Annotated in this window: 19 protein-coding genes; 1 reads left to right on the top strand and 18 read right to left on the bottom strand. The window is 67.0% G+C overall.

Annotated elements, in window-relative coordinates; genetic code table 11:
* Positions 1 to 13: 13 nt before the first annotated feature.
* The 13 genes from ACLQ21_RS06105 to ACLQ21_RS06045 form a co-directional block, all read right to left on the bottom strand.
* Complete coding sequence (locus tag ACLQ21_RS06105; protein WP_425662358.1) at positions 14 to 1,465, bottom strand: 5-methylcytosine restriction system specificity protein McrC; 1,452 nt, start codon at positions 1,463 to 1,465, stop codon at positions 14 to 16.
* A 23-nt stretch (positions 1,466 to 1,488) separates the two neighbouring features.
* The gene (locus tag ACLQ21_RS06100) at positions 1,489 to 3,129 is read right to left on the bottom strand and encodes an McrB family protein (RefSeq protein ID WP_425662357.1); all 1,641 of its coding nucleotides are present in this window, start codon (positions 3,127 to 3,129) and stop codon (positions 1,489 to 1,491) included.
* A 14-nt stretch (positions 3,130 to 3,143) separates the two neighbouring features.
* Positions 3,144 to 6,344, bottom strand: a complete 3,201-nt coding sequence (locus ACLQ21_RS06095) for an Eco57I restriction-modification methylase domain-containing protein (RefSeq protein WP_425662356.1) — start codon at positions 6,342 to 6,344, stop codon at positions 3,144 to 3,146.
* Between the two features lie 26 nt (positions 6,345 to 6,370).
* Positions 6,371 to 9,697, bottom strand: a complete 3,327-nt coding sequence (locus ACLQ21_RS06090; RefSeq protein WP_425662355.1) for a helicase-related protein — start codon at positions 9,695 to 9,697, stop codon at positions 6,371 to 6,373.
* Positions 9,698 to 10,206: 509 nt separating this feature from the next.
* Positions 10,207 to 10,782: a hypothetical protein gene (locus ACLQ21_RS06085; protein ID WP_425662354.1), complete on the bottom strand. Its 576-nt coding sequence runs from the start codon at positions 10,780 to 10,782 to the stop codon at positions 10,207 to 10,209.
* A gap of 59 nt (positions 10,783 to 10,841) precedes the next feature.
* The gene (locus ACLQ21_RS06080; protein ID WP_425662353.1) at positions 10,842 to 12,056 is read right to left on the bottom strand and encodes a PLP-dependent aminotransferase family protein; all 1,215 of its coding nucleotides are present in this window, start codon (positions 12,054 to 12,056) and stop codon (positions 10,842 to 10,844) included.
* Between the two features lie 123 nt (positions 12,057 to 12,179).
* The gene (locus tag ACLQ21_RS06075) at positions 12,180 to 13,739 is read right to left on the bottom strand and encodes an amidohydrolase (protein ID WP_425662352.1); all 1,560 of its coding nucleotides are present in this window, start codon (positions 13,737 to 13,739) and stop codon (positions 12,180 to 12,182) included.
* 2 nt (positions 13,740 to 13,741) lie between these two features.
* Positions 13,742 to 15,358: a thiamine pyrophosphate-dependent enzyme gene (locus ACLQ21_RS06070; protein WP_425662351.1), complete on the bottom strand. Its 1,617-nt coding sequence runs from the start codon at positions 15,356 to 15,358 to the stop codon at positions 13,742 to 13,744.
* Positions 15,355 to 17,133 carry an amidohydrolase gene (locus ACLQ21_RS06065; RefSeq protein ID WP_425662350.1) on the bottom strand — a complete coding sequence of 593 codons (1,779 nt, stop codon included), beginning with the start codon at positions 17,131 to 17,133 and terminating at the stop codon, positions 15,355 to 15,357. The genes ACLQ21_RS06070 and ACLQ21_RS06065 overlap by 4 nt, the downstream gene beginning before the upstream one ends.
* Positions 17,111 to 18,172 carry a C-terminal binding protein gene (locus tag ACLQ21_RS06060; protein WP_425662349.1) on the bottom strand — a complete coding sequence of 354 codons (1,062 nt, stop codon included), beginning with the start codon at positions 18,170 to 18,172 and terminating at the stop codon, positions 17,111 to 17,113. The genes ACLQ21_RS06065 and ACLQ21_RS06060 overlap by 23 nt, the downstream gene beginning before the upstream one ends.
* The gene (locus ACLQ21_RS06055; RefSeq protein ID WP_425662348.1) at positions 18,162 to 18,965 is read right to left on the bottom strand and encodes an amino acid ABC transporter ATP-binding protein; all 804 of its coding nucleotides are present in this window, start codon (positions 18,963 to 18,965) and stop codon (positions 18,162 to 18,164) included. Before ACLQ21_RS06055 ends, ACLQ21_RS06060 begins: the two co-directional genes overlap by 11 nt.
* Complete coding sequence (locus tag ACLQ21_RS06050) at positions 18,962 to 19,690, bottom strand: amino acid ABC transporter permease (RefSeq protein WP_425662347.1); 729 nt, start codon at positions 19,688 to 19,690, stop codon at positions 18,962 to 18,964. The genes ACLQ21_RS06055 and ACLQ21_RS06050 overlap by 4 nt, the downstream gene beginning before the upstream one ends.
* Before the next feature lie 74 nt (positions 19,691 to 19,764).
* Positions 19,765 to 20,616, bottom strand: coding sequence for a transporter substrate-binding domain-containing protein (locus ACLQ21_RS06045; RefSeq protein ID WP_425662346.1), 852 nt, complete (start codon positions 20,614 to 20,616; stop codon positions 19,765 to 19,767).
* A gap of 215 nt (positions 20,617 to 20,831) precedes the next feature.
* Here ACLQ21_RS06045 and ACLQ21_RS06040 point away from each other — a divergent pair, with 215 nt between their 5' ends.
* A complete protein-coding gene (locus ACLQ21_RS06040; RefSeq protein ID WP_425662345.1) occupies positions 20,832 to 21,743 on the top strand; it encodes an Lrp/AsnC family transcriptional regulator in 912 nt (303 codons plus the stop codon).
* Between the two features lie 19 nt (positions 21,744 to 21,762).
* Here the strand turns inward: ACLQ21_RS06040 and ACLQ21_RS06035 are convergent, their stop codons facing one another.
* The 5 genes from ACLQ21_RS06035 to ACLQ21_RS06015 are packed head-to-tail and all read right to left on the bottom strand — an operon-like array spanning position 21,763 to position 26,760.
* Positions 21,763 to 22,620 (bottom strand): carbohydrate kinase family protein, encoded by an 858-nt coding sequence (locus tag ACLQ21_RS06035; protein WP_425662344.1) that lies wholly within the window; start codon positions 22,618 to 22,620, stop codon positions 21,763 to 21,765.
* Positions 22,617 to 23,546 carry an agmatinase family protein gene (locus tag ACLQ21_RS06030; protein ID WP_425662343.1) on the bottom strand — a complete coding sequence of 310 codons (930 nt, stop codon included), beginning with the start codon at positions 23,544 to 23,546 and terminating at the stop codon, positions 22,617 to 22,619. Before ACLQ21_RS06030 ends, ACLQ21_RS06035 begins: the two co-directional genes overlap by 4 nt.
* Positions 23,547 to 23,568: 22 nt before the next feature.
* Positions 23,569 to 24,405 carry a carbohydrate ABC transporter permease gene (locus ACLQ21_RS06025; protein ID WP_425662342.1) on the bottom strand — a complete coding sequence of 279 codons (837 nt, stop codon included), beginning with the start codon at positions 24,403 to 24,405 and terminating at the stop codon, positions 23,569 to 23,571.
* Between the two features lie 2 nt (positions 24,406 to 24,407).
* On the bottom strand, positions 24,408 to 25,310 hold the full coding sequence (locus tag ACLQ21_RS06020; RefSeq protein ID WP_425662341.1) for a carbohydrate ABC transporter permease: 903 nt from the start codon (positions 25,308 to 25,310) through the stop codon (positions 24,408 to 24,410).
* A 58-nt stretch (positions 25,311 to 25,368) separates the two neighbouring features.
* Positions 25,369 to 26,760, bottom strand: coding sequence for an ABC transporter substrate-binding protein (locus tag ACLQ21_RS06015; RefSeq protein WP_425662340.1), 1,392 nt, complete (start codon positions 26,758 to 26,760; stop codon positions 25,369 to 25,371).
* Positions 26,761 to 26,789: the final 29 nt, after the last annotated feature.

Genomic DNA, 26,789 nt, shown 5'->3' with positions numbered 1-26,789 from the left:
GCACCTACAGTCGCTAGCACCGAACCCCCGCGGAGACTTCTCGGCTGCCGCGTATCTTCTCCTCAATCTCCGACCGAAGTCGAACAAGGTAGTCAGCGAACGCCGCCCGGGAGCGCGTCTCACTGCGTCCGGCAAAAGGCAGGCCAACCCTCCAGAGGGGAAATGTTGAGCCAAACGCCCGCCACAAGATCCCGGCCTCATCCTTTGAATCGTCACTCAGCAACGGGTAGAAGATCGCCGCTGCCTGCGGCAAATCGCCGTTGAGTCTCGCCAGGTGACTGTAGGCAAAGAGTTGATACCCGTCGCTCGAGCTGATGTATCCCGTGTCGATCTTGTACTTGGCGTCGACCACTACCACCGCGCCGTCATCAGTACGAACCAAAAAGTCGGCATTGCTCGACAGGCGGGGAATGTTCGGGTCCTTCGCCCAAGGAGCGCTTGTCGGCGCCTGAGGCAACACCTCCCACCCGGCCGGGAACGCCAGCTCGAGCCACTCCTCCCAAACCTTCTCCATTCGGAGAGTGATCGCGAGCGCGCTGTGCGAAACATGGCCGCCGCCCTGCGGGTTCAAGCCAAGTCTTCGAAGCACCGGCTGCGCGAGCCGCAAGACTGGCGACCACGGTTGGTCGAGACTGCTCACCACGATGCTCTCGAGGAGACGCAGCGCGGCGCCAGCGTCGAGCACTGAGGTTCCCTGCAGCAGCTGCAACAGCCGGGCCGCTCGGTGTCTCACATCGCCCACTAGCGCAGCGAAAGCCGCGTCGTGACGATCGGAAGCCGTCAGTCGGAGCGTTGCCGCAACTACCTGGAGGATCGGCGTATTGAGCGTTAGCTCATCGAAGGTGGACGTCACCCTCGGCACCTTGCTCCACTCAGAGAGCAGCAGTCCCCGTTCGTGAATCCGACCTCGGGGGACCGCAAGTTCTTCGGTCCGCTCTTCGTATCGGGGTCGCGCCGTCAAGATTGCCTGCTCGACGGCTAGGACGAACTGACGCTGCTCCAGGATCCGCAATACCGATGATGAATAGCGGCCAACAATCGCTTGATCAAGTCGCGAAGCACGAACGTGTTGGGTCAAGTTCAGGAGGCTGAGTACGGACTCGAAGCTCGGATCAAGGCTAGCCCGACGGGCGGTAGCGCCGGTCACACGCCGCCCCACCTCGAGCAGTCGGCGCTGCACCGGTCCTTCTTCTTCGACGTCGTCAGCCAGCTCGGCGACCGCGAAAGCGAGCGCTTGAGCAGCCCCTGGATCCGTCACGATCTCGAGCACATCCAGTTCGTGCACCACAACGTGGGTCACTCCTCCCGGCTGGTGCTCAACGCAGCGCGCCACACTCGATTCACCCTTTGTCGCCCAAGGCTTAGGAAGCACCGTCACGGTAAGAACGCCGGTGTCGCTGCCGTCGCGAAGCAGCGCGAAGCCAGCGCGCGATCCGTTCGGGCTCGCCTTGACCGCGAGCGTCACGAGGCCCCCGCTCGATGCCATCGCTAGTGGGCTTGCGAGTCTGGTGCGGGCTTGGCATTTGCGGCATCTGCGGTCGCGGCGGAGCCTGCGTCACTTTCGTTGGTCGTGCCCGCCGTCGAACGCGACGGAGTGGCGACGATGTCAGCCGTCGCGTTCGTGACCGATACGCCCCGCGTGAGTCCGCGGCCGTCTTCAACAATCCGCAGACCGAGATCGTTCGCAAAGAAGTTGTCGAGGGTCGCCCAATCGGCCTCGAGCCGGGCCCGTTCCTCCGCAACGAAGGCTGCGTCCGCCAGCCACTTGCTCCGCTTGGCGTCTCCGATGAGCAAGTCAAGTGCATACGCCTGCGTCGTGGTCTCGACCAGCTGCGGGATGATCCCGTAGCGCCACACACGCCAGAGCAGGTCTCGAGGCTTCTCCCGCCCCCGAATCACGCCCCACTCTGCGCCCGCCGACCGCAATGCAGGATCAGACGCCTGCCACATGGCAGCAGCCTGGTCCAGGGGACGCACCGATACGACCACGTGCTTGTTAGCGATCGGTCGGAACACCGCGACACCGTCCTCGAGCTGCCTCACGGGGAGAGCAGTGCCCGCCGATCCGTTCTGCGACAAGCGCACCATTGATGCATTGCGCGTCACAGCCGGTCGGTAGGTGACGCCTTTGAACGTCGCGGCGAGCTCGCTGGCTGCGTTCTGGCTCGTCGGGACGTCGCGGAGGTCTGCGAATCCCAACTCCGGCAGAAGTGCCGATTTCCAAGCCTCGGCCGGAAACTGGAACTGGGTGCCCGTCGAAGCTCGACCCGTTCCGACGGTCCAGAATGTCGATCCAAAGTCGTCGGTGTCGAGGCTGTCAACGAGCTCTCTCGGGTCGACGAACAAGTAGCTGTGACCGAGCCTGGAGTCGGGTCCGAGGCAGGCCACGAGCACGGCATTCAGCGCATCAAGTGCGCGGACGGAGGCACCCCAGATCGTCTCAGCAGCTTCCGCGTCGGTCTTGAATTCTGCCGCGATCGCTGCTTGAAGTAAATCTCCGCTTAACGGGTTCACCCGAACGAACGCGAACCGCCTGCGGAGCGCCGCGTCAAGCGGGGCAATGGACCGGTCCGAAGAGTTCATCGTGCCGAGAAGGTACACGTTGCTCGGCATGTCGAAGCTCGTTCCGGAGTAGGGCAACACTACGGGCGTCCCCCCCTCCCAGTTACCGCTGCGGTACTGCGAACGCTTGCTCGCCTCGACCGTAAGTAGAAGATCACCGAAGACCTTCGGGACGTTGGCACGATTGAGCTCATCGACGAGAACGAGATAGTCGCGATTGGGATCCGCTTTCGCGTGGTCGACGATGAGCCGCATGAAGCCCGGTCGCAGGACGAACCTCTCCACGTCTGGCGAATCGTCGTATCGCAGGCCTTCGACGAACTCCTCGTAGGTGGTCGACGGGTGCAGCGTGATCGAGTACGGGAAAGCTCGCACAGCGCCACCAATGGATACGGTGCCGGCAGTCACAACCTCGCGCCCGGTTCGCCCCTGCCATGCTTCCGCAATGCGATCTCGGCAGTAGGTCTTTCCCGTCCCGGGCGGCCCCTCAAGAACCACGTTCTTGAACAAGAGCAGCGCTTCTGTCGCCTCTGCCGCCACCATGTCATTTTCATCCGATGTGCGCACGCTTGATTCCCTCATCACCACTGCAGCAAGGATGTCAGTTCGGCATCCGTGACGTAGCGCCCCTTCGCGCTATCACCCGATGATCGCATAACTTGCCGGTACAATATGTGGAGATTGCGCCAGTCCTGGTCGTTGCCGCCAAGTGCCTCAATCGCAATCCGATCGAGCTGGTCGGTCACGGGACGCACATTGTTCCAACGTACATTAAAGTACCACTGCTTGTTCAAGCTCACGTATGCAACTCGACGTCCCGCCCGCCGAACATCAGTGACTGCGTTGTCCCAGCCTTCGCTTTCCCGGGCCACGAGCGCCAACGATCGCGGGCCGAGCGTCTCACGGACGTACACGTCGAAGTCATCGCTTATCGCCGTCCACCAGAGGTAGGTCAAGCGCCCACCAAGGATCGCGGTGACGTCGTCTGACCGTTCCTCCGCACTCAGTGGGACAACTCGCAAACGGCTGTCGATGTCCTCGATGACCCTGCCGTCCGCGTCCAAGACCGGTGCTGGACCCAACAATACGGGGAACCAGTACGAGGCCGTGGGACGGAGATACACCACCTCGCCAGAGCGAGTCGTCGGAGGAGCACCGATGTCGCGAAGTTGCTCCAGTACGCTCGTCGCTACACCACCACGGACGGGCCACTCGTCGCCTTGACGCGAACTCGCCGCGTACTCAATCGTAGGAAAGAGCCAATCCCGCTGCTTCGCGGTGTGAATGTGGTGCCGCGTCACGAAGTTCCCTTCGCCTGGCCCAAGAACCACGATCGTGTTTCGGACGCGCACCCCACGGAAAAGCGCTGCCGGAATCTTGCCGTAGGTACTCCACCATTCCGCGCCACCCCGGTTGCTAATCACCTCACGCAAAGGTGCGAACGCGTCCCAGACGCTCAGCGAAGCCATGACGATGAAGGCGTGCCGGCCATGGGGGTGCGTCAGCGTCAGGCTTCGTTCATAGCATGGCGCGTAAAGGTCGGCGCAAGCAGACGTCTTGTAGCCCGCGACTGAGTAGCCCTCAACCTCGTTTCTCTTGACGTAGGGAGGGTTGCCGACGACGACGTCGAACCCGCCCCGGCGGATGATCTCGGGGAACTCGCAAAACCAGTGAAACGGTCGCGCGGTCTCCACCCAGCTGTCGTAGTCATCGGGCGGGATCAACGCGACCTCTGCATAGGTCCGGTTGCAGTCCGGCCGAAGCACGGCTTCACTCTGCCGCAATGCGAGCTTCAGTACATGCTGCTCCGGCGAGTCAGAGAGGACCGCCGATCGAAACCGGTTGTAGAGCGCGATGTGCTCGTCGATCCGCGGCTTAAGCCCGTCGAGGAATGCCGCAGCGACGAAGTCGCTTCCTATACGATTGACATCCTCGGCATCCTTCAAGCCCACGACTAGGTTGCCAACCTTAAGGTTGAAGTCCAGATCTGGAAGAGGCTTGAAGTCGTCGTAGGAGTCTACACAGGCAGCAAGAGCAAGGAAGATACGGAGCTTTGCAGTCTCGATCGCACCGGGCATCAGGTCGGTTCCGTACAGATTGCGGATCGCGATGTGCTTACGGATGAAGTAGCGCTTTCCGCTCGGTCGCAATGCCCACTTTGAGTAGTCGCCGAGCTGACTTGCGATGCCCATCGTGACTGCGAGGTCAATGACATGCGCGTAGATGTCTTCGAGAACTTCGAGCGCGGCGAATAGGAATGCGCCGGATCCGCATGTGGGGTCGAACACGGACAAGTTCGAGAGCCGTGCATGGAGCGCGAGTAGCGTGTCCGCATCCGAGATCTGATCTATGGCGTCAGTCAGTAGCAACTGGCTGTTGAGGTTGTCCGTCACCAGGTCGTTTACGCTTGAGATCTCACCGGCCCGGGCTCTGCTCCGAAGATCGTCGACGCGGTCCCGCCTGTGCAGCACCTCGACCCAGGTCTCCGCGGGCAAGTGCAGGTCACTGGACTCCGCGGCCGCATCAAGGACTCCCCAGTCACCGGGCCCTGAGGCCCAGGCATCAAGAAGCTCCGAGGGAACCGAACGCCATTCGCCCGCCTCGCTGTTCCAACCCTTGAGCATGGAAGGCTGGATGTACCGATCTGGATCTACTCGGAGGAGCTCGAATAACTTGTCGCGGTCCTCGAAATCGTCGAGGATCCTCGGTACGAGCGCCTGCGCAACCATATACGCGGTCACGTCATGCGGCGTGTAGTAAGCACCGTTCTCTTTCTTCCCCGAGGAGGCTGTGTTGATGAACTGCTCGAAGATGTAGCCAATGACCTCTGGATTGATCTCGGTCGAGTTCTGTGTCGGTCGAGTGTCCAGATGCCACTGGAACTCACGGAAGAAGGCGAAAATATCCTCGAAAGCAGTGTCTGGCACGAGCAACGTGTCCGCGTGCGCGAGCTCGATCGGACTCTGCCCGAAGATTCCACCGTTCACATATGGCACCGTTCCCAGGATTCTTCTGATCTCCGGGTCAGCAATATGCCCTTCGCGGTCATTCAGCTTGTCAAAAAAGAGCGGTAAGAGTGCGTCTCGATAGAACGTGTAGTATCGGTCGCTTCCCTGAAACTCACGAACCGCGTAGAGTGTGCTCTCGAGATAGTTCGGGTCACTGTTGAGAAACTCCTTTTTCTGAAGGAAGTAGAGGAACATCAGCCTGTTGAGCAGCGTCGTTGCATACTCGAGCTGGAGACGCTTAGGTAGTCCTTCGATAGCATTCGCCAGGTTGGCCTGCTCATGCGCGAAGCGGTCATAGAAGCGCTTCGTCACCTTGCTCACATCGAAGTTGCCATGCACCCGATCGCGGACTTCTACAAGAGTGACGCCCTTCCGGAGTTCCGCGATGCTGAACTCGAGCCCTACGAGCCGCTGGGCGAGGAACGTAGGCAACGTGTGGGGGAGGGTCTCCTCCGTGTCGAAAGTGGTGGTGCCCGCGTTCGTTCGACGTGGCCAATGCCACACCCACATGTCCGGTGCCTGGAAGATCTCGAGTCGCTCGGGCGCAAGTTCCCCGAGCTTCTGGTCTACTCGGCTCATGGCCGCCCGAGAGGGCCGGCGGTCACAAACGACGGCGTAGATGACGTAGCCTTTCATGCTGGCTATCGCCGATGCGCTGAACTGGTCGTTATCAACTTCGACCGTGACGGTGCCACCAATAGCTAGCGGAGCTTCCCAACCTAGTTCGTTGACGAAGACGCCTCGGAGCCCCTCCTTCCCGAACGACTGAAGCACCGCCTGTACGCGAGTCAACTCGCCCATTACACTTCCCCAGCCGAAGAGGTAGTCGGGTGTAGACCCATCGAGGTCACCAACTGCACTCGGTCCGCACCGAGATCTCGAACGTCAACGAGGAGGTGGTCGCCATGGAGCGCCAGCAGTCTTTCCATTTGTCCGCCGTCATAACCCAGCACACGGACTGAACGCAAGATCGCATTCACCTCGCTCTTTGCGCTCTCACGTAGCGGATTCGACGTGATGGCTTCAATGAGTTGCGCTATCTGCGCGTGCATCAATACCGTCAAGTCGATTCTGCCACTCTGCTTTGCGAGGAAGTCGTACAAGCGCTTCCGAAGCCCGTGGTTAAGCAAGACTGTGTTCTGCCTCACCTGCTCTGTCATCGCGCCGGCCGCTCGATCGACGTGCTCAAGGTGGTCAGGCAGCACTTTCGCCGGTGATTCAGTCGGGTGGCTGGTGCACAACGCAAGCGCCTCCATCGGAGTGAGGAATACGACTTCGTCGCCTGTTGAACGGACGAGCAAGTCGGTTCCCGCGTCCGTGAGGCCATGGGTCACCACGCCCGCTTCGTGGTCCGTTGCCTTGGTGGAGTACACAACCTTCTGCAAATCGAGGGCGATGCGCCGGTCTCGATCGGTTGCTCCTTCCCAGATGCCCAACGCATAGCTCGACGAGTCGACCTCTCCCTCGTCTTCGCTCAGGCGTGCAGTCCCGTCGAAGAGGCCAGCAAGGTCCGATGTGAAGTCGTCGTCGTCAAAGAACCGCTCACCACCCCCAAGGATCTGTTCGGAGTTCTTCAGGCGCTCGAGCAGTCGTGCTCGGAGCTGGATGACGCCTTCCACGCCGGCCTGAGGCAGGAACGACATCACGCGGATCGACTTTGACCTCTGGCCAACCCGGTCGACGCGCCCAGCACGCTGGATGACCTTGATGATCGTCCACGGCAAGTCCCAGTTTACGACGATGGCTGCGTCCTGGAGATTCTGGCCTTCACTCAACACGTCGGTGGTCAGCAGGACGTCCACCTCTGTCTCGCCTTCGGGCAAGCCCCCGAGATGTTCATTCGCCCGAGGCGCGAATCGCCGAGCGACTCGTAGCGCGTCACTGGACTGACCGCTCGCTGTGGCGAGAGAGCGATTGGTCCATCGCGGGAGGTGCTCGGCGAGGTAATCGACCGTGTCCTTATACTCGCTGAAAACAAGAATCTTCTCACCCGTGGGCAGCCCGTCGACGAGTTTTCCGAGTGCCGCGAGCTTCGAGTCGTCCTCAGGACGCCACACTCCAAACGTGTCCAGCAGTTCCTGCAGAACGGTGGAGTCCCGCTGCAAGTCCTCGAGCAATCGCTCAGAATCGAAGAGAAGCGACCGTGCCCAGCGGATGGCCTTGGGTCGCTTCTGCTCCACCTGCTCGTATGCACCCTCCGCGTAGTCGAGCCACTGCTCGCTTGTCCAGCCGACGCCCCACAAGCGCGACGCATGGTCGTTCACCCCGTCGGGCTCGTCGAGGTCACCGTCGTGTTCTTCAAGTGCAAAGTACTGATCTGAAAGGTTTCCAAGCGGAACCGGTCGGCCCTGCGAGACTGCGTATGTCAGCACTGCGTTTCGGGCGATCATGCGCTTGATCGTGAGGAGGAAAGCGTGGGCGGAGGACGAGAGCCGTTTGAGCGCGGTAGTGCGGATGAAACCCGCAGCAGCCGAGATGGCGGTTCGGAGATCGTCAATTAGCTCGGCTTCTTCTTCGTTCGCAGCGATGACGTCCTCGCTGAGGTACAAGCCGAGCTGATACCGGGCGTATGTGAGTCCCGCGACGGCCTGGAACGTCTCAACAGTCGCGAGTCGATCGTTGGGGTCGCTCGGACCACCCGAATACCGCAGTGGCTCCGGAATGCGCTTTGGAAACCGAAATTCGGCGCCATCGGGAAAAGCGAGCGTCGTTTCTCCGGACTCGGGATTGGTAGTGCCGTACGTCGTTTCAAGGAACTTGCGTGTGCGTCGGACGAGGAACTCACTCAAGAGCCGCTGCCAGTCCTCATTGTGCTCAGACCGGTCAAATGCCGAGAGCGTGTCAAGACGACCTCCGGTCTTTCGTGCAACCTCGACGGCACCGACCTCCGAGATCAGTCGTTCAGGGCGAACGCCCAGCGGCTCGTCGGGCTGGAGTTTCAGGCCAAGTTGTCCGCCGATGTCGCGGTGGCGCGCGTTGAACATGGTGGCCGTGAGCAGCACGACCTTGCAGTCGTTGTCGTCAATGTACGTACGAATCGCGTTCCAAGCTTTCCGCTGACGGTTGCGGAGGTTGTGCGACTCGTCGATTAGTACAAGACGAAATCTCCTGAGGTCCGGCAGATCGCGCCGCACCGTGCTGAGGCTGATGACGCGACCGGGAATGTGGAATCGCTCCAGATGCTCCTGCCACATCCTGGTGAGGTTTTTCGGGGCGATGACAAGCACGCTCTCGCCCACCGTTGCAGCGATCGCCGTACCAGTGAGCGTTTTTCCAAGACCCACGACGTCACCGATGATCGCGATCCCTTTCCGCTCAAGCAGCCGGGTGGCCACGCGGACCGCGCTCTCTTGATGAGGCAGGAGAACCCGTCGTACCTCGTTCGGGATATCGAGAGTCAGCCCTGCCCGCGCGTCCCGGGACAGTTCGTACGCCAGGCGGAGGTAAACGTGATAGGGACTCGGCTGTTCGTCCCGGATCCAAGAACTGGCAAGGACGTCGACCAGATCGTCGGTGACGTCGATCGCGAAAGTGTCACCCCAACGGTCTTCGAACCAGCCTGCGAGTTCAGTCGTGAGCTGCTGGTCCGTCTCCTCCAGGCTGAGCTCGCCTTGCTTACTCATGCCAGCCGAAGTGAAGTTGGATGACCCGACTACTGCTTGCGTGAAGCCGGTGGGACCTGAGGGAAGGTGGGCGACATAGAGCTTGGCGTGAAGCGGCTCACGAGCGGCGAACTTCACCCGCACGAGTCCATCTTCCAGGTCCTTCCGAAGCTGCCGCAGGCCCGTCTCGTCGGCTTTCGTCGGCGCGCCCCAGACCAGCTGTTGGGCGAATCCGAGTACCGCTTGCTCAGCACGCCTGACAGCCGTGGGACGATCGACTGTCTGCACGCCACCTTCGAGCATCTGGCGAAGTGCATCATCAGCCGACATTGCCATGCCGACGAGCAGACGAACGGGAGGGCGACTCGCTTCGCTCGGTTGCATCGCACCAATAGCATTGCGAAGAAGCCTCCAGCCGCGCAGGTTGAAATAGCCAACGCAGGCGTCAAAGGCAACGGCGTGCGGAAGCACCTCATTGAGCGCTGCCGACAGCGTCACTGCGCCGTTGTCCACAATCCTGCTCAACACAGTCTCCTACTCACGAACGATCTCAACCACGGCGCCTGCCTTCGACTTCGAGAAATCGCCTACTGCAGGACTCATCCATCCCTATTGTGGCGGTCCGGGCCGACATGCAGGACCACCGCAGGGTCCGGCGAGTCCGCCCGGCTACGCTTCAAGCGCTTCGAGTAGCCGATGCTGACGCCATCGTCGACGGCGGCGTCGGCGAGAAGTCGCGGCTGCTGGTCTCTTTGAATGCGCCGGCCGCGGCCATAGTCCCTCGGGCGAGAAAGTTCTTCCAAATACTCCAGCCGGCTCAGAAGCGACCGCGATCGGGTGTGCACCACTGGAACGTCATGCGCCGACCCGGCCGGGACGGTTGTCGGCCGTCGCCTGGCCGTCGATGACGCTCAACGCCGCAGGATCGTATCCTGCGTCGCCTACGACGCCGAAGACATCTGCCGGAGGCATCCGCCCCTCGGTCGATCCCGGGCGTGCCGCGAAGCATCGGCAGAGTTACTCTGCCGTCAATTTCAGGCCGCGAGCGTGCCGCCGCAGTCTCGGCAAGTCGTCGCGACGGGCACGACCATGAAGCAGTGCGGGCAGGTCCTCTCGCGCATTGCCGCGGCAGGCGCGGCAGGGGCGGGTGCCACGCGGCTGCGGGCCGGCCGGTCGGGACGAGCGGACGCTGGCGCGAGCACCGTCGGAGTGCCGCCGTCAGTCGGCATCGTCGCACCGAAGAAGCGGTAGCACTCAAGGCGGTCCTCCGCGGCAACCCGCTCTCTCGTGCGGGCGTCGGTGCCGGCCGGCACGCCGGGATAGCCCTCGCCGATGAGACGGTCGGGCGTGACGCACACCGACGTGAGCCGAGGTTCGCCGCGTTGCTCCGAACCCGCCGCCACCGCGCCGAGCACGCGGCCGATCCAGTGAGCCACGATTTGATCCGTGGTGATGCCGGTGCTCGCCTGGATGCGATCGCTGAGCTGCTGGCATGTGATCCAGCCGCCGTACTTGCGCGCGGACTCGATGAGCACCTCGCGGGCAGCAGGCGCCCACTGACGGATGGCGTCGGCCTGCGAGACGTACTTGCCGTTCGCGAGATGCGGCACGGATCCTCCTCGAGTGTTGAGATGCCACCGTATCGAGCCGTCGGCCCAGGGAACGCGGGTCAGGCGGCGATGGAAGCCGCCGTCCGCTCGAAGGCGAGGCCAAGGCGGCGCGCGCCCTCTGTGAGCCTGTCGGGCGACTCGAACGAGAACGCCAAGCGCAGCTCGCGCTGCCCTTCACCGGGGGCGCAGAACGAGGCGCCCGGCACGAAGACGACCTTCTCGTAGATGGCCGCATCCAGCAGCTCGGCGGTCGTCCAGCCCTCGGGCAGCGTCACCCAAGAGAAGAAGCCTCCCTGCGGGTGCGTCAGGGTCGACCCCTCAGGCAGCCGGCCCTCGAGGGCGCCGATGAGCGCTGCGGCGCGCTTCGCGTAGACGGCTGTGGCACGGCTGATGATGCTGCGGAAGTCGTGGTGCGCGATGTAGTCGGCCGCGAGCGCCTGGCTCAGCGGCGAAGCGCAGATCACCGTCGACTCCGAGGCGAGCTGCAGCGGGCGGCGCATCCACTCGGGCGCCGTTGCCCAGCCGACCCGTAGCCCGGGCGCGAGCACCTTTGAGAACGAGCCGAGGTAGACGACGTTTTCGGGGTCGAGCTCGTGCAGCGACGTCAGCTGGCGCGGCTCGAACGCGAGCATGCCGTAGGGGTTGTCCTCGACGATCGGGATGCCGGCCGCGCGGCAGATCTCGACGATCTCGGGGCGCCGCGACTCCGCGAGCGTCACGCCGCGCGGGTTCTGAAAGTTCGGGATCGTGTAGAGCATGCGCGGGCGGCGGCCCTGGGCGGCCAGGTGGCGGATGCGCTCGCGCAGCGCCTCGGGAACCAGGCCGTCGGCGTCCATCGGCACGTGCTCCACGCGCAGGCCCGCGCCGCCGAAGATGCCCAGCGCGCCGACGTAGGTCGGGTCCTCGACGAGGATTGTGTCGCCCTGCTCGCAGAGCAGCTTCGTGACGACGTCGAGCGCCATCTGGGAGCCGGCGGTGACCTGGATGCCGGCGACGTCGGCATGGATGTGCTCGGCGGCCATGAGCTCGACGATCGACTCGCGCAGCTCGGTGGTGCCCGTGCCGGAGCTGTACTGGAGGACCTCGTGGCCGCGGTCGCGGATCAGGCGGGACGAGGCGTCGGCGAGCCAGTCGAGCGGGGCGAGGGAGAGGTCGGGGTTTCCGCCTGCCAAGGAGATGACGCCGGGTTGCATCGAGGCCTCCCAGACGTCGCGGACCGGGGAGGGGAGGAAGCCGTGGGAGCGGGTTGTCAGGTAAGGGTGGGGGTGCTGCACCGGGGGCTCCTTTGCCTAAGTCGAGGTCTTCGGTCTCGATACGCGGGCGGCTGCGCCGCCTGCTACTCGACCAACGGAGATTGGGAAGGGGGGCGTCCTCGGCACCGCCCCCTCTTCCGCTCTCTAGGAGTACTCCGGCCAGGGGAGGTCGACGGGGGCTTTGAAGTCGGCGGGGAGCAAGGGGGGCATCGGGTCGGCCGCGACACGCTCGTCGAACTCCGCCTTCGCCGCCGCGAGCTCGTCAGACGAGGTGAGGAGGCGGAGGAAAGTGGCTGCGATCGTCTTGCCTGCCGTGGAGATCGTGGGGTCGATCGTTGCGGGGATGCCGCCCATCGCGTTCATCGTCCACGCCGGGTACGGGGTCGACGCATCCGGCTTCAGGGCCGGGCGCGAGACGTAGAAGCGGACCGTCGGGGCGTAGTGCGTCATCTCGACGTAGTCGTCGCTCGTCCAGTTGCGCTGCCACGCAGGCATCATCTCGCGCAGCTTCGCCTCGGCGTCCTGCGGGGTGATGAGCTGCTCGCACTCGTCGAGGAACGGTCGCTCCATCGGCTTGATGCCGATGCTCCGCTGGATCTCCTGCGCGACCTGCACCGCATCCGCCCCGTATGACGGCGCGCCGACGGCCGACAGCTCCTCGAACAGCGCGGTCGAGAGCACGTGGTTCGTGCGGCCAGGCCGCGAGCGCGCCACCCAGGTCTCCTCCACGGTGCAGTGCGCCATCGTCGCGACGGCCGCAGCGTTGCGATCGAGCGCGGCGAGGATGTGCTCGGCCATCGCGATGTCGGGCGTGCGCCACGAGAACTGGATGCGGGCCGAGCGCGCCGGCAGGTTGTCGGCGGTCGCCTGCCCGTCGGTGAGGATCGCGTCGGTCAGCGACCAGCCGCCCGAGGCGGGAAGGATCGCATCCTGCATCGCCCGCGACGCGGAGTACATCTGGGTCAGCGCGAGGTTCGCGCCGGGCGCCCGCGCGGCCGAGTGCGAGGCGGGGATGGGCGAGTCGCCGTGCCCGAGCTGCCAGGTCTCCGGCTCCTCGCAGAGGAACGTGTAGACCTTCGAGTAGTAGGCGCCGCACTGCGTGTCCCACCGCGCCGTGTTGCAGAGCGGCAGCATGTAGAAGGGGTGGAACGAGACGATCGCGTCGACGCCGTCGTAGTAGCCGCGCAGCCCGTGCACGACCTTCGAGCCGTGCATCTTCTCGGCCGGCTCGCCCGTGTAGCGCAGGGTGCCGGCGATGCCGTGCTGCTCCATCGCGTGCTTCGTGGCGAGCACACCGGCGAGCGTCGAGATGCCGAGCGCCGAGTGCGGGTCGGTGTGGCCGCCGGCGAAGCGGCTGGAGCCGTCCCGCGGCTGCTGGTGCGTGACGGGCGCCTGCGAGTTGCCAGGCACGGCGTCGTACTCGGCGTACGTCAGCAAAGCCGGGCCATCGCCGTTCGACCAGGTGGCCGAGAACGCGGTCGGCATGCCGGCGGACCCCTCCTCCACCTCGAAGCCGTGCTCGCGCAGCTTCGCGACGTACCAGGCGACCGAGCGGTACTCGCGCCAGGCGGGCTCGCCGTAGCCGAAGATCTCGCTGTGCCAGGCGGAGAGCTGGGCCATGTGCTGGTCGATCCAGGCACGGGCGGTGGCCTTCGCCGCCTCCGAGAGCTCGGCGGATGCCTGCTGGGTCGTCGTGTCGGTCATGATCATGCTCCGAAGATGCTCAGGGGGATGTGGAGGAGGCTGACGCCCGGTTCGGCGACCGCGGCCGCGACCGCGCCGGGTACGGCGGATGCGTCGGCCACGCTCGTGCCGGACGCCCCGAACGCGCGCGCCAGCGCGGGCCAGTCCGGCTGGTGCAGGCGCACCCCGATGGGGTCGATGCCGCGGTCGGCCTCGTTCTGCTCGATCTCGCCGTAGCCGCCGTTGTCGACGACGACCACGGCCATGTCGAGGCGCTGCTCGACCGCGGTCGCGAGCTCCTGCACGCTGAACATCAGCGCGCCGTCGCCCGTCACGACGAGCACGGGCGACGCGGGCGTCGCGATCTTCGCGCCGATCGCGGCGGGCAGGCCGTAGCCGAGCGTCGCGTAGGCGGGCATGTACGGCATCGAGGCGGGCGCGTTCTGCCGCACGGCGCTCGTCATGCCGTAGTAGGTGATCTGCGACGAGTCGCCCGTGACGACCGCGGCACCGGGGATGCCCGCCGCGATCGCCTCGGCCGCCGCCATCTCGCGCGGGGCGAACGCGCGGGCCGCGTCGACGAGCGAGGCGCGCACGTCGTCGAGGCCCTGCGGGTCGGCCGGCTCGCGGTGGACGCGGGAGGCGAGTGCCTTGATCACCGTGCGGGCATCGCCCTGCAGCCGGATCGTCGACGCGAGGTTCTTGTCGAGCTGCGCCGCGTCGATGTCGACGCGGATGACGGCACCTGCGGGCGTCAGCTCGTTGCCCCAGAGCTCCGCCTCGCCGAGCTTCGAGCCGACGACGAGCAGCGCATCCGCCGCGTTCACGACCTCGGCGGCCGGCGCGAGCCGCAGCTCGCTGCCGAGCGACAGCGGGTGGGACTCGGGCACGGCGCCCTTGCCGTTGAGCGTCGTGAGCACGACGGCACCGAGCCGCTCGGCCAGCGCGGTGAGCGCCGCCGACGCGCGCACCGCTCCCCCGCCGGCGATGATCACCGGATGCGTCGCGCCCTCGAGCGCGGCCGCAGCAGCGTCGAGCGCAGCCTCGTCGAGCGCCGCGGCCTCGGCGATCTCGCGAGGCGCCAGCAGCGCGTCGTCGATGTCGGTCTCGGCCTCGAGCACGTCGAGCGGCACCTCGATGTGCACCGGGCGGGGCCGGCCAGCGCGGAAGAGCGCGAACGCGTCGTGCACCGCCTCGACGGCCTCCTCGGCCGAGCGCACGCGTCGGCTCCAGAGCAGGATCGCCGCGGCGGCCGCCGACTGGTCCTTCGTCTCGTGCAGCGCGCCGCGGTCGGCGAACTCGTCGCCGATGGCGACGCCCGGCGAGAGCACGATCATGGGCCGCGACTCGGCGAAGGCGGTGCCGCCGGCCGAGAGCGCGTTGAGCAGGCCAGGGCCGCTCGTGGTGATGACGACGCCGGGGAGGACGGGCCCGCGCGCCGAGCGGCGCTGCGCCCACGCATCCGCCGCGTAGCCCGCGCCCTGCTCGTGCCGGGTGGTGACGGCCCGGATGCCGAGCGCGGGCAGGTGCCGGTACAGCTCGAGGTTGTGGGTGCCGGGGATGCCGAAGACGGTGTCGACGCCGTAGCCGGCGATGGTCTGCAGGACGGCCCAGCCGGCGTTCCTGCGGTGCTCGGTCATCGTGCCGTCTCCGGGTTCTGCGGCGCTGCGTCGAGCGCGGATGCCTCGGCCGATGCGCCGCCCGATGCGGCGGATGCGGATGCTGCGGCGCGGTGCGCCTCGACCCCGCCGACCCAGGTTGCGACCACGTCGATGTCGGCGATCTCGCCGACCGGCGTCTCGACCGGGTCGGCGGCGAGCACGGCGAAGTCGGCGGCCTTGCCGACCTCGAGCGAGCCGAGGTCGCGCTCGCGGCCGAGCGCGCGGGCGGCGTTGATCGTGTGCGCGCGGAGCGCCAGCTCGACGTCGATCGCGAGCTCGTCGCCGCCCAGCTGCACGCCGCGCCGCGTGATGCGCGACGCGGCCGCCTGCACCGCCTCGAGCGGCTTCGGGTCGGCGACCGGCGCATCCGACGAGATCACGAGCGGCAGACCCGCCCGCTCGAACTCGCCGAGCGGGTTGAACCGCTCCCCTGGCGTGCCGATGGCGCGCGTGACGCCCTCGCCCCAGTTGAAGTGGTGCTGCGGCTGGTTGACGGGGATGATCCCGGCGACCGCCATGCGCTCGATCTGCCCGGCGGTGGGCAGGCCGCAGTGCTCGATGCGGTGGCGCGCGTCGGCGTCGGGGCGCTCCGCGAGCGCCGCCTCGAGACCGCTGAGCACCATCTCGATCGCGTCGGGCGATTGCGAGTGCGTGGCCGTCTGCAGGCCGACCGCGTGCGCGCGGGAGACGAGCGAGCGGTACTCCTCGGGCTGGTGGTACAGCTGCCCGGTGCGGCAGGGGTCATCGAGGTAGCCCTGCGGGAACCAGGCCGTCTCGCCGCCGAGCGTGCCGTCGGCGTAGAGCTTGATGCCCTGGATGGAGAGCCGCTGATCGCCGAGCGGGCCGTGCAGGCCCAGCTCGAGCGCCGCGTCGAGCAGGTGCGAGAGCAGGTAGGCCGAGACGCGCATCGTGAGGCCGCCGGTCTCGGCGAGCCGCAGGTAGGTGTCGAGCTCGCGCTTGGTGACCTGCGCGTCGCCGATCGCGGTGACGCCGCCGGCGTGGAACTGCGCCTGCGCGCTCTCGAGCTGCCGCACGAGCTCTGCCGGCTCGTCGCCGAGGTGGAAGTTGGGGCCGTGGTGGCCGATCTTCACGCCGTGGAGCCCGGTGAGCACGTTGCACGCGGCATCGGAGAGCTCGCCGGTGAGCTCGCCGTCGGCATCGCGGAAGAACTCGCCGCCCTCGGGGTTCGGAGTGTCGCGGGTGACGCCGTTGCGCTCGAGCGTCCAGGAGTTGACGACCCCGCCGTGGCCGGACGCGTTCATGAGGTAGACCTCGCGGTCGGTCGCCACCTCGTCGAGCTCGAAGCGCGTCGGGTGCCGCAGCTCGGCGAGGTTGCGCTGCTCGTAGCCGTAGCCGCGCACGGGCGCACCGGCGGGCAGCCGCTCGGCGGCGGCGCGCAGCAGCGCGACGATGCCGGGGATGTCGGTCGCGGCGGCGGGACCGCAGTCCACCCACGTGTTCAGCTGGCCGAGCATGAGCGGATGCGCGTGCGCGTCGACGAAGCCGGGCACCACGGTCGCGTCGCCCAGGTCGATGCGCTCGACGTGCTGGTGCTCGAGGGCGGCGCGCTCGACCTCGGCCGTGCCGCCGATCGCGGCGATGCGGCCGTCGACGACGAGCATCGAGGTGGCGACGGCAGCGGCGCCATTGCCGGTGTCGTCGCCGGTCTGGTCGGTCGACATCGTGCGGATGCGCTGGGCGGTGATGAGCAGCGGGTGCTCGTTGCGAGCCTCAAGCGGTGGCAGCGTGCGCATCGGCGGTCTTCCTCGATCTTGTGTGGGTCTGGGCGTTGATCGGGCTTGCGTGCTTCGGTGAGTTCACGGGGGTGGCGGGGCGGCCGGTGGCGAGCCAGGCGAGCGCGTTCTCGGCCTGGAGCCGAACGTAGTCCGCCATCGACGCATCCGAAAGGAACGCCGAGTGCGGGGTGACGATGACCTTCGGATGCGTCACCAGCGGGTCGTCGGGGCCCGGCGGCTCGGTCTCGAGCACGTCGAGCGCGGCGCCGGCGAGGTGGCCGGAATCGAGCGCGTCGACGAGCGCCGCGGCGTCGATGAGGCCGCCGCGGCTGACGTTGACGACGGTCGCACCGCGCGGCATGCGCGCGATGCGCTCGGCGTTCAGGTAGCCGGCCGTCTCGTCGGTGAGCGGCAGGTGCAGCGAGAGCACGTCGGCGGCGGCGAGCACCTCGTCGGCGCTCATCCGCTCGATGCCGGGGGTCTCTGGGGCGTACGGGTCGTAACCGACGACGCGGCCGAAGGTGGCGGATGCGCGCTCGGCGAGCGTGAGTCCGATGCGGCCGAGGCCGACGAGGCCGAGCGTCTGCTGGCTGAGACGCCGCGGCGTCGGCGCCGCTCCAAGGTCCCAGCCGCCGGCGCGGACGGCGGTCGCGTGCGCGACGATGCCGCGGGTGCTTGCGAGCGCGAGGCCGAGCGCGTGCGTCGCGACCTCCTCGGTCGCCGCACCCAGCACGTTCGCGATCCAGATGCCGCGAGCCGTCGCCGCGTCGACGTCGACCATGTCGAAGCCCATCGAGGCCGTCGCGATGACGCCGAGCCGCGGCAGCCGGTCGAGCAGGTCGGCATCGACCCGGCCATAGCCGATCAGCAGCGCCTCCGCCTCGGCGGCCTCGCGGGCGATCGTGTCGGCGTCGTCGGCGCTCAGCCGCACGACGCGGCACCCGGCCGCCTCGAGCATCCGCACGCCCGCCTCGATGTCGAGCTCGTCGAGGTCGCGGCAGACCGCCACGACGCGGCCGGCTGCGGAGCCTGCCCCGGCGTGGAGGTCAGTGGACATGGCTCAGGAACTTCTTCGTGCGCTCGTGCTGCGGGTTGTCGAAGAACTGGTCCGGCGGTGCCTGCTCGACGATCACGCCGCCGTCGAAGAGGGTCACCTCGTCGGCCGCGCGGCGCGCGAAGCGCACCTCGTGCGTGACGACGATCATCGTCATGCCGTCGCGCGCGAGCTGCTCCATCACCTCGAGCACCTCGCCGACGAGCTCCGGGTCGAGCGCGCTGGTGGGCTCGTCGAAGAGCATCACCTTGGGGTTGAGCACGAGCGCACGGGCGATCGCGACGCGCTGCTGCTGCCCGCCCGAAAGCTGGGACGGGTGGTGGTCCGCGCGGTCGGAGAGGCCGACGCGATCGAGCATGGCGTGCGCCCGCTCGAGCGCATCGGCGCGGCCGACCTTCTGCACGGCAGTGAGCGCGAGCGCGACGTTCTTGACGGCGGTGAGGTGCGGGAAGAGGTTGAACTTCTGGAAGACCATGCCCACCTCGCGGCGCTGCACGGCGAGCTGCGCCTCGGGCAGCGCGCGGCCGCTCGCCGTGACACCGATGCGGTCGCCCTCGAGCAGGATCTCGCCCTTGTCGGCGGGCTCGAGCAGCGCCATCAGGCGCAGCATCGTCGACTTGCCCGAGCCCGACGGGCCGAGCACGGCCTTCACCTGGCCCTGCCGCACCTTGAACTCGACGCCCTTGAGCACCTCGTTGCCGTGGTACGCCTTGTGGAGGTTCCGCACCTCGAGGGTGGGGACATCCGTCACCAGCGCACCGGTCGGCGTGAAGTCGGGCTTGGTCTGCTCGTTCATCGTGCGGCTCCCACCAGCTTGAGTGCGCGGCGCTTCTTCGTGGGCAGCGAGGAGGCCCAGTGGAAGCGCTTCTCGATCTGCATCTGGATGACCGTGATGATGCTCACGATCACGAGGTAGTAGATGATCGCCACGGTGTAGTACTCGGCGTAGCGGAAGGTGATGTTGACGCCCACCTGCGCGGTGGTGAGCAGCTCGCGGAGCGAGATGACCGAGGCGAGCGACGAGTACTTGATCAGGCCGATGAACTCGTTGGTCGTCGGCGGCAGGGCGATGCGGATGGCCTGGGGCACGAGGATCTTCGACATCACGGTGCCGGGCTTCATGCCCAGGGCGCGGCCGGCGAGGCCTTGGCCCTCGTCGACCGACGACAGCGCCGAGCGGATGATCTCAGCCATGAACGCCGCCTCGACGAGGCCGAGCCCCACGGATGCGGCGATGAAGGGGTTGTAGCCCCACTCACGCAGGCCCGGGATGAGCTGCGGCACCGCGTTCCACATGATGAGGAGCACGAGCAGCGCCGGGATCGCGCGGAAGAACCAGGTGTAGGTCAGCGCGAGCCACTGCGCGACGCGGTTCTTCGAGCCGCGGCCCATCGCGACGATGAAGCCGATGACGGTCGCGATGATGAGCGACACGACCGCGACGCCGAGCGACAGCATCGCGCCCTGCAGGTAGACCGGGCTGAACAGCTGCCCGATGAAGATCTGGAAGTCGAATCCCACGAAGGGCTCCTCTCGCGTGCCCGGCGGCTCAGCCGCCGGGCACGCTCACTGGTGGAGGGGTCGGACGGTCGGGCTCAGTAGACGTCGACGATGGTCGCGTCGAGGTTGTACTCCTCGGCGATCCCGGCGAGGGTGCCGTCGTCGTGGAGCGCGCGCAGGCCCTCGGCGACCGCCGGGCTCAGCGGGTCGCCCTTGCGGGTGAAGACGCCGAAGGTCGTGTCGGTCGGGAAGACGTCGGCGGCGACCGCGAGGCGGCCCTCGTTCTGCGTCTCCATGTAGGCGGCTGCGACGTTCGTCTCGATCAGCGCGTCGGCGAGGCCGTTGATGACCGCGAGCACGGTCTCGGCCGTCTTCGGGTAGCTCTGGATCGTCATCGGGTTGTCGGAGCAGTCGCCCTCGTTGAGCGCCTGGAGGCTCGCCTCGTTCGAGCTGGCTGCCTGCGCGGCCACGGTGAGGCCGCAGAGGTCGGTCTGCTCGCTGATCGAGTCGACGTTCTCGGGGGTCGTGAGAATCGCCGGACCGGCGTTCATGACGGGGGCTGCGTCGGCGATCGCGAGGCGCTCCTCGCTCATGTACAGGCCGCCGAAGATCATGTCGCACGTGCTCGACTGCAGGCCCGGCATGAGCCCGTCGAAGCTCGTCACGACGAAGTTGGCCTCGACGCCCCAGTGCTCGGCGAGGGCGGTGATGGCGTCGGCGTCGAAGCCGACGATCTTGCCGTCGCTGCCGTTCTCGTAGTACTCGAGCGGCGGGTACTCGGGGTCGATGCACGCCGAGAGCTTGCCCTCGCTGACGAGGCCCTCGGGGGCGGTGCTGGATGCGTCGCCGGCGGCGGGAGCCGACGGGCTGGGCGAGCCCGCGGAGCAGCCCGCGAGCAGGACGACCGCGGCTGCGGCTGCGGCAAGGGCGCCGAGTCGATTGTTCATGCTTCTCTCCATCGGGAAGGGGCACCCGCTACGGCTGCCGTTGCCCCATGGTGACGCCAAACGGGCGGGCTGTCAAACAACTTTGCGGTTCCAGCCCGCTAGGAGGTCAAATCTGACACGTATGGACCGCGACCAGCGTGCCTGACTGCGCTGAAACATCCGTGAAACGGAAAACCTGTAGGAGCATTCAGGTCGTGCCCCATAGGCTGGACTCCATGGACGAGCTCACCGAGGCGGCAGTGCAGCTGCTGCGGCGCGACGGTCGCCTGTCGTTCAGCGAGATCGCGCGGCAGCTGGGCACGACGCGCGCAGCGGTCAGCGCGCGTGTCAGCCCCATGCTCGAGTCGGGCGGGCTGCGCATCCTCGCGGCCGTCCACCCGCGCGTGCTGGGCCTGCACTCCCTCGCCCACCTGTCGTTCCGCGTCGCCGGCCCGACAGGGCCGCTGCTCGAGCGCATGGCGCAGCTCGACTCCCCCGTCTTCATCTCCGAGACGGTCGGCCCGTTCGAGGTCGCCGCCGAGGTGCACACGCGCGACAAGCTCGAGCTGCAGGCGGCCATGCGCACCCTGCGCGGCGCGGAGGGCGTGACGGACATGCAGCTGACCGTCTACCAGCACGTGCTCAACAGCTTCTTCCTCGGCGCGGAGCCCGACACCGAGCAGCACCTCGACGACGCCGACCTCGCGCTGGTCGCGCAGCTGCAGCGCGACGGGCGGATCGGCTACGCCGAGCTCGCGGCCGCGAGCGGCCTGTCGATCAACGGCGCGCGCGGCCGCGTGCAGCGGATGCTCGACCAGGGGATCATGCGCATCGGCGCCGTCCGGCAGCGATCCGACTCGACGCGCAACTTCCTGTTCGGGCTCGGCATCACCCTGCACGACGCTGGCGACCGGGCGATCGAGCTGATCGGCGCCCGACCGGGGCTCGAGTTCTTCGCCCGCACCTACGGCCGCTTCGACCTCGTCGCGACCGTGCCGTTCTCATCCTTCGACGACTTCCACGAGCTGCTCGACACGCTGCGCTCGATGGAGGGCGTGCGCTCGGTCGACGCGTGGCTGCACGCGCGAATCCGGCAGGAGCGCTACCAGTTCGCGCCGCAGTTGCCGCTCGCCGACACTCGGCGCTGACGGCTGCGCGACGTCGGCGTCACGCGCTCGGCAGCGCCGCCGCCTCGGCTTGGCCTGCCTGAGCGCCGATCCGCGTCGTCGCCAGCGCCCCTGCGGTGGACGCCCGGCGGAGCGCGAGGTGCAGGGGGGTGCGGGCCGCGAGCGCGTGGGCGAGCGTGCCGGCGAACGCGTCTCCCGCGCCCGTCGGATCCACGGCCACGACGCGCGGCGGCTCGACCGCCGCGACCTCCTCTCCGCCGCTGAAGGCACGGACCAGTCGGGCGCCGTCCGTCGCGACGACGGTCGCGCGAATACGCGGCAGGTCTCCTGCTGCCTGCAGAGCCCGACGCCCTTCAGCGTTCGTCACGATCCACCGCACGTGAAGCAGTGCCGCGCGGAGCGCGACGTCGCCGACCATCCAGTGCTCCACCCCGACCATGAGGCGATCACCGAGGCCCGCAGCCACCAACCGCGGCACGAGTGCCGGCGCATAGCTCACGACGATCAGGTCGGCCTGCCCGAGATCCGCAGGCCCGACGTCGACCGCGCCCGCCACACCGGGCTCGACGTACACCCGCCGCGGATCATCCAGCACGATCGTCGCCCGCGTCGACGCGCCAGGCAGCGAGCGCACGAGGCGGACACCTACGCCCGCCGCGCGCAGGTGCTGCACGATGATCGATCCCTCGTCGTCGTCGCCGACCGTGCTGGCCAGCTCGACCGCAGCGCCGAGGCGACGCGCCTGCGTTGCGATGTTCGCGCCCGTGCCACCGAGCTCGACACGACTGTTCGTGACGGTCCGCTTCTCGTCTGCCGCCGACGCCGGGTCGATCTCGATCGTTCGGTCGAGCGCCGCATCGCCAATCACGACGATGGCGGGGGCATCCCCCTGCCTCACTTCCCTGCCAGCCCCGACAGCATCTCCATCGCGACGCCGCACGCGAGCCGCTGGCTTATGCCAGAGAGGTCATAGACCGGCGCGATCTCCACGAGGTCCATCGCGATCGGCTTCGCCCGCCCGAGCGCGCGAGCGATCGCGAAGATCTCCCGCGGCAGGAAGCCGCCCGGCTCAGGCGTGCCGGTGCCCGGCATCGCGGATGCGTCCACGGCGTCGAGATCCACGCTCACATACAGCCCGTCCACACCGTCGAGCGCACGCTCGATCGCCTGATCGATGGCGCGCTGCACCCCGAGCTCCTCGATCTCGGTCATGCCGTACCAGCGGATGCCCTTCTCGGTCGCCGCATCCACCTGGTCTTTCGGGTTGAGCCAGCCATGGATGCCGAACACGACGACGTTCGACGGATCCACGTTCTCGATCTCAGCGGCACGCATGGTCGGGCAGCCGCTCGTCAAGGTCTCACCGGCCCAGTCGTAGGCGGTGTCGAGGTGCGCATCGATGCTGAGGTACCCCATGCGCGGAACGTGCTTCGCGGCCCCGCGCGCGGCGCCGATCGCGAGCGAGTGGTTGCCGCCGATCGAGAGCGGGACGACGCCCTGGCCGCAGATCGTCGAGATGCGCTCCTGGATGAGCGCCATGGTCTGCTCGGCGTTCGGCGGCATGACCGGCACGTCACCGACATCGGCGCTGGGGAGTTCCTCCCAGAGGTCGAAGCCGCGCTGCGCGTCGTAGCCGAGGAACCAGCTCGAGGCATCCCGCACGGCGCGCGGACCCATGTTCGCTCCGTTGCGTCCCGCGTTGCCCTCGTCCCAAGGGATGCCGGTCAGTGCGGCGCGGAACCCGCTCAGATCCCCCGCGTCGCGCATGGGCCGGCCGAAGAAGGTGGCCACGCCCGACTGCAGCACTCGCAGCTCGTCGCTCATCGACTGCTCCTCTCTCTTGGGCTCACTTGCCCACACCCATCGTCAGCCCAGCCACGAGGTAGCGCTGGAGGTACACCGCGATGATCATGCCCGGCACCGCCGCGATCATTGCAGCCGCCGCCATCCAGCCCCACCGCACCTGGTCGAATCCGATCGCCTGCAGGATGCCGACTGTGACGGGCCGCGTCATCGGCCCGGAGAGCACGAGGCCCATCAGCAGGTTGTTCCAGCTGAAGACGAAGGCGATGATCGCGGCGCTCGCGATGCCGGGCTTGATGATCGGCACGACGACGGTCGTGAGCGTGCGCCACGGTCCGCAGCCGTCCAGCTGCGCCGCCTCTTCGATCTCGAGCGGGACATCCGCTAGGAACGTGCGCACGATCCAGATCACGAGCGGGATGGTGATGAGTTGGTGCGAGAGGACCAGCCCGATGTAGGAGTCGTACAGACGCAGCTGCTGGAAGATGCCATAGAGCGGCACGATCACGGCGAGCTCCGGCGCGAAGCGAAGCGACAGGAAGGTGAAAGCGAGGTTGTCGCTGCCGGGCACGCGGTTGCGGCTGAGAGCATAGGCGGCCGGCACGCCGACAAACAGCGACAGCAGCACCGCCCCGCACGAGACGACGATCGAGTTCATCAAGTACCCGCGGAACTCGCCCGCGCCGCCCTCGCCCGCTCCGAAGAGCACTTCGGTGTAGTTGTCGAGCGTGGGCTCGAAGATGAAGGTCGGCGGGAACGCGATGACGTCGTCGTAGCTCTTGAAGGACATCAGCAGGATCCACACGATGGGGAACAGGATGTAGACGAGCAGGACGGTGAACGCGATTGCGTAGCCCGTCCGCTTGAGGATCGTGGGCATGCTCACTCCACCGCGTTCACGGATCGGCGCCAGAGCTTCAACAGCAGGAAGCTGGCGATGTAGACGATGAGCCACAGGACGACGATGATCGCCATCGCCATCGCTGGGTTGGAAAACCGGAAGGCCTCCTCGTAGCCCTGAACGTGCAGCAGCCGGGTCGAGTTGAGCGGGCCGCCTCGCGTGACGGGCCAGATGAGGTCGAACTGCTTCAGGGAGTCCGCGACGCGGAATAGCGCGACAAGCACAAGGTACGGCGCCAGCCACGGCAGGCTGATGTGCCGGAACGTGCCCCAGCCGCCGGCGCCGTCCATCATCGCGGCCTCGCGCAGCGACGGCGGCAACGACTGCAGGCCCGCGAGCAGGATCAGCGCGCTGAACGAGGTGAACGCCCAGGTGTCGATCAGCACGATCGACAGCAGTGAGGTTCCCGGGTCGGTCAGCCAGCTGCCGCCCGGGAGGCCGACGAGGCCGAGCAGATAGTTGAGCACACCGGCGCTCGGCTGCATCATCGTCTTCCACATGAGGCCCGCGACGATGGGGGGGATGAGCAGGGGCAGCACGATCACGCCGCGCCCGAGTCGCTGCAGCACGCCCGCCCGCTCCAGTAGCAGTGCGATGCCCAGCGCCAGCGGCAGTTGGATCGCTAGGACGAGCACGACGTAGAGGATCGTGATGCCCATGCCCTGGACGAACGTCGGCGTCTGGAACAGCGCGATGTAGTTGTCGAGCCCCACGAACGACGGGTTCGGCGTGTAAGCGCGCTCGTCGGTGAAGCTCTGCGCGACACCACGGAAGAAGGGGATCATGATGCCGATGACCAGCAGCAGCGCCGGCAGCAGCATGAAGAGATAGGCGCGCGATTGTGCGGCCTTGAGGGGTGAGTGACGCCGCTTCGTTGCGGGCATGGATGTCCTCTCGAGTCTGGATGCGTGGCGGGGGCCGCAGGGCCCCCGCCACGCAGGATCAGGGCTGCAGCATCCGTTCGATCTCAGCGGCGGCCGACTCGAGGTTCGCGCGAGTGTTGCCGTCGAAGTAGCTCTGCTGCAGCGCCTCCGCCCAGCGGTCGAGCGCGCGGGTGAGCTCCGGGTGAGGCGGGAAACCGATGGCGGCGATCTCCGCCGTCTCTTCAAGCACCTCTCGGTATTGACCCGGCTCGGCGCCCCAGGCGTCGACCATTGCAGACAGCTCCTCGTCCTCCCATGCGGATTGACGCACCGGGTTCATGTTGCCAGCGAGGTGCGTCTCGAGCAGCACGTCGGGGCTCGTGAGCCACTGCAGGAACGTCCACGCCGCACCCTTGTTCTGCGAGGTAGCGCTCATGCCCACCTGCCAGATCCAAGCACCGGCGGCTCGCCCCTCGGGGCCTTCGGGGATCATGGCGTACCCGATGTCGTCTGCGATCGCCGACTCGTCCGGGTTCTCATACGTGGCGGCGAAGAGGTCGGCCTCGTTGAAGGCCATGGCGAAGCGGCCGCCCGCCATGCCCTGGAGCACCTCGTACCAGGTGAAGGCGCTCGCATCCTCGGGCGAACCGGCCTTCACGATCTCGAGGAAGAGCTCGGTCGCCTCGACCGACGCGTCGGACGCGATGTCGACGTTGCCCTGCTCATCGATGAGGTTCACGCCGTAGGCCTGCGCCATGCTGCCGTACGTCAGGTACGTGAGATCCCAGTAGCGGTCGAAGCGCGTGACGATCGGGAAGGTTTCGCCCTCGGCTTCTGCCAGCGCCTCGGTGGCCGTCAGTACCTCCTCGTACGTCGTCGGTACTTCGACGCCGGCGGCCTCGAACACGCTGGGTCGATAGGTGAGGTTGTACGCCTCGAAGTTCACCGGGAGTCCCCACAGCGGCCCCTCACCGAGACCTGTCAGCAGCTCCTGGTTCCAGCGGCCCGCCGCGAGCACGCCGGGCGCGAAGTCGTCGACGGCGTAGTCAGGCATCGTGATCGCATCGTTCTCGATGTAGCCGTCGAGCGGCTCTACCCACTGCGCGGCCGAGTACTGCCAGTTGTGCAGCGGGTCGGTCATGAAGACGTCGTAGTTGCCGACCCCGGCCGACAGGTCGGCCTGCAGCTTGTCGAAGCCCTGCTGCTCGTTAAGCACCTCGAGCTCGACGGAGATGCCGGTCTCGTCCTCGAAGCGAGGCAGGAGCGGCCGCAGCGAGTCGACGAAGGGGTGCTCGATCATCAGGAAGCGAAGCGTCGCCCCCTCGAACGCCCGGGGGTCGTAGGCCTCACCGGCGCGCAGATCGCCTCCGGCTCCGCCTTCGGGTGCTGCGGGACCGGCGGTTCCGCAGCCGGCGAGCAGCAGAGTGCTCGCTATTGCTGCCGCCACCAGGCGGCGAGACTTGCTCTGCATCAGTTCCTCCTTGAATGTGCAGGCGTTGC

This window comes from Agrococcus sp. DT81.2 (assembly GCF_049844935.1).
Classification (GTDB): domain Bacteria; phylum Actinomycetota; class Actinomycetes; order Actinomycetales; family Microbacteriaceae; genus Agrococcus.
This window is presented reverse-complemented; position numbering and strand designations above follow the sequence as displayed.

Coding starts and splice junctions, on each gene's coding strand:
- ACLQ21_RS06040 (WP_425662345.1), top strand. CDS start 20,832: ATGGACGAGCTCACCGAGGCGGCAGTGCAGCTGCTGCGGCGCGACGGT.
- ACLQ21_RS06045 (WP_425662346.1), bottom strand. CDS start 20,616: ATGAACAATCGACTCGGCGCCCTTGCCGCAGCCGCAGCCGCGGTCGTC.
- ACLQ21_RS06025 (WP_425662342.1), bottom strand. CDS start 24,405: ATGCCCACGATCCTCAAGCGGACGGGCTACGCAATCGCGTTCACCGTC.
- ACLQ21_RS06060 (WP_425662349.1), bottom strand. CDS start 18,172: ATGTCCACTGACCTCCACGCCGGGGCAGGCTCCGCAGCCGGCCGCGTC.
- ACLQ21_RS06015 (WP_425662340.1), bottom strand. CDS start 26,760: ATGCAGAGCAAGTCTCGCCGCCTGGTGGCGGCAGCAATAGCGAGCACT.
- ACLQ21_RS06065 (WP_425662350.1), bottom strand. CDS start 17,133: ATGCGCACGCTGCCACCGCTTGAGGCTCGCAACGAGCACCCGCTGCTC.
- ACLQ21_RS06030 (WP_425662343.1), bottom strand. CDS start 23,546: ATGAGCGACGAGCTGCGAGTGCTGCAGTCGGGCGTGGCCACCTTCTTC.
- ACLQ21_RS06075 (WP_425662352.1), bottom strand. CDS start 13,739: ATGACCGACACGACGACCCAGCAGGCATCCGCCGAGCTCTCGGAGGCG.
- ACLQ21_RS06055 (WP_425662348.1), bottom strand. CDS start 18,965: ATGAACGAGCAGACCAAGCCCGACTTCACGCCGACCGGTGCGCTGGTG.
- ACLQ21_RS06070 (WP_425662351.1), bottom strand. CDS start 15,358: ATGACCGAGCACCGCAGGAACGCCGGCTGGGCCGTCCTGCAGACCATC.
- ACLQ21_RS06020 (WP_425662341.1), bottom strand. CDS start 25,310: ATGCCCGCAACGAAGCGGCGTCACTCACCCCTCAAGGCCGCACAATCG.